The 5,940-nt window shown below is 59.4% G+C and carries 6 protein-coding genes; 1 reads left to right on the top strand and 5 read right to left on the bottom strand.

Going from position 1 to position 5,940, the window contains the following annotated elements; translation table 11 throughout:
- The coding region (locus tag AC1DRJ_RS17760) for a glycoside hydrolase family 17 protein (protein ID WP_477803306.1) at positions 1-1,194 on the bottom strand (1,194 nt) is incomplete at its 3' end.
- Between the two features lie 230 nt (positions 1,195-1,424).
- Between AC1DRJ_RS17760 and tcdA the strand changes: the two genes are divergently transcribed.
- Complete coding sequence (gene tcdA, locus AC1DRJ_RS17755) at positions 1,425-2,234, top strand: tRNA cyclic N6-threonylcarbamoyladenosine(37) synthase TcdA (RefSeq protein ID WP_477803305.1); 810 nt, start codon at positions 1,425-1,427, stop codon at positions 2,232-2,234.
- A gap of 117 nt (positions 2,235-2,351) precedes the next feature.
- Here tcdA and AC1DRJ_RS17750 read toward each other — a convergent pair whose 3' ends face one another.
- The 4 genes from AC1DRJ_RS17750 to AC1DRJ_RS17735 form a co-directional block, all read right to left on the bottom strand.
- Complete coding sequence (locus tag AC1DRJ_RS17750) at positions 2,352-2,756, bottom strand: SufE family protein (protein ID WP_477803304.1); 405 nt, start codon at positions 2,754-2,756, stop codon at positions 2,352-2,354.
- On the bottom strand, positions 2,753-3,958 hold the full coding sequence (locus tag AC1DRJ_RS17745) for an aminotransferase class V-fold PLP-dependent enzyme (RefSeq protein WP_477803303.1): 1,206 nt from the start codon (positions 3,956-3,958) through the stop codon (positions 2,753-2,755). Before AC1DRJ_RS17745 ends, AC1DRJ_RS17750 begins: the two co-directional genes overlap by 4 nt.
- 80 nt (positions 3,959-4,038) lie before the next feature.
- On the bottom strand, positions 4,039-5,073 hold the full coding sequence (gene dapD, locus AC1DRJ_RS17740) for a 2,3,4,5-tetrahydropyridine-2,6-dicarboxylate N-succinyltransferase (RefSeq protein WP_477803302.1): 1,035 nt from the start codon (positions 5,071-5,073) through the stop codon (positions 4,039-4,041).
- Between the two features lie 34 nt (positions 5,074-5,107).
- On the bottom strand, positions 5,108-5,470 hold the full coding sequence (locus tag AC1DRJ_RS17735; RefSeq protein ID WP_007949322.1) for an ArsC family reductase: 363 nt from the start codon (positions 5,468-5,470) through the stop codon (positions 5,108-5,110).
- Between the last annotated feature and the right edge of the window lie 470 nt (positions 5,471-5,940).

The following is a 5,940-nucleotide window of genomic DNA, read 5'->3' as shown; positions in this document are numbered from 1 at the left end:
GGCCAGCTCATGGGCCTCGGTCAACAGAACGATAAAGACCCCGAGTGCACCGRGGGCCAAGAGGAATCCGACGGTCAGGCTGAACCAGGTGCTGTATTGCTGGCTGTAGTCGTAACCGATCCACACCAACACCGAGCCGCACAGAAACGCGATGAAGGTCAGGAAGGTACGACCACGCTGGCGCAGGGCCGAGCCATCGATCATCAACAGGGTCAGGGACAGCAACGCCAATACGGCCGAGCCGATCGCCAKTACTCGCCATTGCGGGATCGCGACTACCGGGCCTTCGAAGTTGAATTTCTGCTGGCGCGCGGCGTTGAACACGCCCCAATACGCGCCCACCGAACCTTCGTCGCTGGCCTTCCACGGTTGGTCAAACGCTTCGATCACGAAGTAGTTGAAGCCCTGGCGGTTGAGCTTGTTGACCAAAGTGCGCAGATAAATCGCCTGATCTGCCGGGCTGGCATCGGTGCCGCCACGCATACGACCGTTGCTCGGCCAGCCAACCTCCGAGAGCAGCAGTGGTTTTTTCGGGAACATCTTTTTCAGGTCGCGGGCGCGGTCGAGGACGAACTGGCCGGCCTTGTCCACCGGGATAAATTCCCAATAAGGCAAAACGTGCGCGGCGATCAGGTCGACGTGTTTGGCCAGTTCCGGGTGTTCTTCCCAGACGTGCCACTGCTCGGAAGTGGTAACCGGCACTTTCACGGCCGCGCGGACGCGATCCAGCAGTACGCTGAGTTCGGCGGCGGTAATTTCCTTACGGAAGATTGCCTCGTTGCCTACAACCACACGAACCACGCTGCGCGAGGTGTTGGCGATTTCGATGGCGCGGGTGATTTCGCGCTCATTGCGCTCCTGGTCCGGGCTGATCCAGATCCCGAGGGTGACCCGCAAGCCGAACTCTTCTGCCAGTTTGGGAATGTTTCCCAATGTGCCATCGACCGAGTAAGTACGGATGTTGTCCGTGAGCTTGCTCAGGATCTCCAGGTCGCGACGCATTTGATCGTCGGTCGGGTATTGCTCTTTTTGTGGGTACTGGCCTTGCTGGTACGGCGAGTACGAGAATCCAGCGATCTGTTCAGGCCAGTTGGGGGCGGTGACCGGGCGATTGATCAGCGCCCAGAAGCCGGTAAACAAGGCTGCGATGGCAAGCACCACGACCAGGTTGAGTCCAAATTTACGCGATGACATGGTTATTTCGGGTTCCGGAGGCAGTGGAACGAAGGAACGGTCGGCAGAACGGCTGCCAAAGGACTTTGGGGCGCGCATCCTACACCGTGCTTTCACTTACCGTACATCAGGCAGGGAAAAGTCTGACGTTGGGCAATCCCGTTTCACATAAGTTCTTACACTTGTAGCCAGAAGGTTAAAAGTTCTCGCTGTGAAGCCTATAATGCGCGCCGGTTTTTGGGGTATTGGTCATGAGCACAGAAGATCCGCGGTTTGCAGGCATCGCCCGTTTGTATGGCATCGAGGGGCTGGAGCGCCTGCGCGCGGCGCATGTGGCGATTGTCGGCGTCGGTGGCGTCGGTTCCTGGGCGGCGGAAGCCGTTGCCCGTTGTGGGGTGGGCGAGATTTCGCTGTTTGATCTCGATGACGTTTGTGTCAGCAACGCCAACCGTCAATTACACGCGCTGGACAGCACCGTCGGCAAACCGAAAGTCGAAGTGATGGCCGAGCGCCTGCGCGGGATCAACCCGGACTGCACGGTGCACGCGGTGKCAGATTTCGTCACCCGCGAGACCATGGCCGAGTACATCACGCCGAACATTGACTGCGTGATCGACTGCATCGACAGCGTTAACGCCAAGGCGGCGCTGATTGCCTGGTGCAAGCGACGCAAGATCCAAATCATCACCACCGGCGGGGCGGGTGGGCAGATTGATCCGACGCTGATTCAGGTGTGCGATTTGAACCGTACGTTCAACGATCCGTTGGCGTCGAAAGTTCGTTCTACATTGCGCCGTGATTACAATTTCTCCCGCACCGTGACCCGTCATTACAGCGTGCCGTGCGTGTTTTCCACCGAGCAACTGCGCTACCCGAAACCCGATGGCAGCATTTGCTTGCAGAAGAGTTTTGTAGGGAATGGCGTGAAACTGGACTGTGCCGGCGGGTTTGGCGCGGTGATGATGGTGACGGCGACGTTCGGCATGGTCGCGGCGACCAAGGCTGTGGATAAGATTGTTGCCGGGGTTCGGCGGCCTTCGGATCGCGTCAAGCCTGTCTGACGCTGATCGTTCCCACGCTCTGCGAGGGAATGCAGCCCGGGACGCTCCGCGTCCCTTCAACAGCCGAACGCAGAGCGTCCGAAGAGGCATTCCCACGCGGAGCGTGGGAACGATCAGCTACTGAGCCAACTCATTCATCCGCTGAAGCACGGCATTCAGGCCATTACTGCGCGAAGGCGAGAGCTGTCGCGAAAGCCCAAGCTGATTGAACCATTCCGRCAAATCCACCTGCCGAAGTTCAGCGGCCGACAACCCGTTGACCCGCGCCAGCAGCAACGCCACCAGCCCGCGAATCAACCGCGCATCGCTGCTCGCCGAAAACCGCCAATGGCCATCCTGAAGCGAGCCCACCAACCAGACCTGACTTTCACAGCCATGCACCCGGTTGGCGTCAATCTTATCCACATCACTCAACGCAGGCAGACGGTCGCCCCACTGCATCAACAACCGCGCTCGCTGTTCCCAGCCAGCCGCGTTCTGAAACGTGTCCAGCGCCGTCACCGCGTCGACAGGCAGGCTCATCGCAGCAGCTCCAACGCCTGATCCAGCGCTTCAAAGAATCGCTCCAGGTCTTCGGAATCGTTATACAGCGCCAGCGACACCCGAATCGCCCCGGCCAGCTCGAAACTCTTGAGCAACGGCATGGCGCAGTGATGACCGGCGCGCACTGCGATGCCCTGTTCGGTCAGCAAATGCGCCAGATCAGAGTTATGCACACCCTCGACGACAAAACTCGCCAGCGCCAGTTGCGGCTTGCCCAGCAGCCGAATGCCATTGCGCGCTTCTAGACCTTTCAACAAATAATTGTGCAGCGCCGCTTCATGCGCAGACACGGCGTCCTGATCGAGGGCCGCCAGGTAATCCAGCGTCGCCCCCAAACCAATCACACTGGCAATCGGCGGCGTTCCAGCCTCGAAACCCAGTGGGGCAGGGCGAAAGCGAGCGCTTTGGTAGTCCGCATCCAGCACCATTTCACCGCCAAATTGCCAGTGGCGCAGGTGTTTCAGCGCTTCATTGCGGCCGTACAACACGCCGAGTCCATCGGGACCGTAGAGCTTGTGACTGGAAAATACATAAAAGTCGCAACCCAACGCCTGCACGTCATGCCGACCATGCACCACGCCTTGAGCGCCATCGACCGCCGTCAAGGCGTCGTGCGCCTTGGCCATCGCCAATAAAGCGGGCAGCGGCTGCCAGGCGCCGAGCACGTTGGACAGCTGACTGACCGCCAGCAAGCGGGTTCGTGGGTTGATCAACTGCGCGGCGGCCTCCAGGTCGATCAAACCGTCGGTATCCAGCGGCAGGATCACCAGTTTCAGCTCGCGTCGCTGGGCCAGTTGTTGCCATGGCAGCAGGTTGGCGTGATGCTCCAGGGCGCTGATGACAATCTCATCGCCCGGATTGAATAAGTGTTCCRGGCCATAGGCCAGGAGATTCAGCGCAGAAGTCGCGCCGTGAGTAAAAATGATCTGCCCGCCATCGCCGACATTCAGCCAACGGGCGACTTTGCTGCGGCTGGCCTCGAACGCCTGGGTGGCATGGGCGCCGGGCAAGTGTTGCGCCCGATGCACATTGGCTGCGCCGTTGGCGTAGTAATGCGTCAGGGCGTCCAGCAGGGCTTGAGGTTTTTGCGTGGTGGCGGCGTTGTCCAGATAGGTCTGGTCTTGCCGTTGCAGAGCGGCGATGGCCGGAAAGTCGGCGCGCCAGGGAGAGGGGATCATCATGTTATTCGGCCCTGGTAAACATGGGCGGGTGTACGCCAGACCCTGTGGGAGTGAGCCTCCCACAGGTGAGCTTTCGACGCTTAGTTGTGAGCGTGCAGTGCTTCGTTCAGTTCGATGGCCGATTTGTGGGTTTTGCATTCCACGGCACCAGTCTCCGAATTGCGGCGGAACAACAGGTCAGGTTGACCGGCCAGTTCACGCGCCTTGACCACTTTGACCAGCTTGTTGTGCTCATCCAGCAGCGCCACCTTGGTGCCAGCGGTCACATACAGGCCCGACTCAACGGTGTTGCGGTCGCCCAACGGGATACCGATACCGGCGTTCGCACCGATCAGGCAGCCTTCGCCGACCTTGATCACGATGTTGCCGCCGCCCGACAGAGTGCCCATGGTCGAGCAACCGCCGCCCAGGTCCGAACCCTTGCCGACGAATACGCCTGCCGATACACGACCTTCGATCATGCCCGGGCCTTCGGTACCGGCGTTGAAGTTAACAAAACCTTCGTGCATCACGGTGGTGCCTTCGCCCACATAGGCCCCCAGACGGATACGTGCCGCGTCAGCGATACGCACGCCGGCCGGAACCACGTAGTCGGTCATTTTCGGGAACTTGTCCACCGAGAACACTTCCAGCAACTCGCCACGCAGACGGGCTTCCAGTTGATGCTCGGCCAGTTCGGACAGGTCGATGGCGCCCTGGCTGGTCCAGGCTACGTTCGGCAGCAACGGGAATACGCCCGCCAGGTTCAGGCCGTGCGGCTTGACCAAGCGGTGGGACAGCAGGTGCAGCTTGAGGTACGCCTCAGGCGTGGACGTCAGCTGGACGTCTTCAGCCAAAATGGTCGCGACCAATGGCTTGTGGCTCTCGGCCAGACGGGTCAGCAGCGCGACCTGGGCAGCGTCGACGCCTTTCAGTGCTTCAGCCAGTTGCGACGCCTGAGCGGTGCTGAACGCGATGGCCTGATTGCCTTCGGTGTAGCCCAGAACCGGTGCGATGGCCGCGACCAGTTCGGCCGAAGGATTAAGCAGGGGCTGTGCGTAAAACACTTCCAGCCATGCGCCTTGACGGTTTTGAGTACCAACACCAAAGGCCAGGCTGAACAGGGTAGTGGACATGTAAATAACCTCTAACAAAATTGAACGGGCTGGCTTACTTGAGCGCTGCCGCGTAGATATCTGGCTTGAAGCCAATCAGGGTTCGGTCACCGAGATCGAGCACCGGGCGCTTGATCATCGAGGGTTGTGCGAGCATCAGTTCGATGGCTTTCGGCTGGTCGAGATCGGCTTTGCGTTCGTCGTCGAGCTTGCGAAAGGTCGTGCCTGCACGGTTCAACACCACTTGCCAGCCGTGCTCGTCGCACCACTGGGTCAGGTGTTCACGGTCGATTCCGGCCGTTTTGTAATCATGAAAGTCATAGCTGACAGCGTGTTCATCGAGCCAGGTGCGCGCTTTTTTCATGGTGTCGCAGGCTTTGATGCCGAAAAGGTGCAACGTTTTGCTTGAAACGGTCAAGGAATTGCCCCCTTTGCAGGTGCTGGAAAAAATTGGTGACGGATTATGCCATGGCCATTCGGTTAAAACGCAAAACCTGTGGGAGTGAGTCTGCTGGCGATGGCGGTGGAACAGTCAACCTTGATGATGGATGCGTGTTTTGAAAGGACCTTCGTGCAGTCTAGGCGGCTAATATGGCATTTCGAGTGCTTTGTGCCTGCAAGCCTGGGTCGTCGGCGCCTCAGATGGATCTGCTGGAGCGACGATCGCGAAGGAAGGTGCCGCGGGCACAACGCCTTGTGTTGAAATAGCCTCGGCCGCCATTTCCCGATCGGTGATGACGTATTACAAGAAGTCTTTGGCGAACCGGACTGAAGGGAGGCGAACCTGTGGGGAGGCAAGTAGGTCTTCTGAAACAACGTTGACGAGCCTGTCATTCAGCCTGCGCGTACGTTGGGGTCAGAGGCCGACCAGCGATCGTGGTTTAGGGT

The organism is Pseudomonas sp. P5_B2 (genome assembly GCF_056400445.1).
This window is presented reverse-complemented; position numbering and strand designations above follow the sequence as displayed.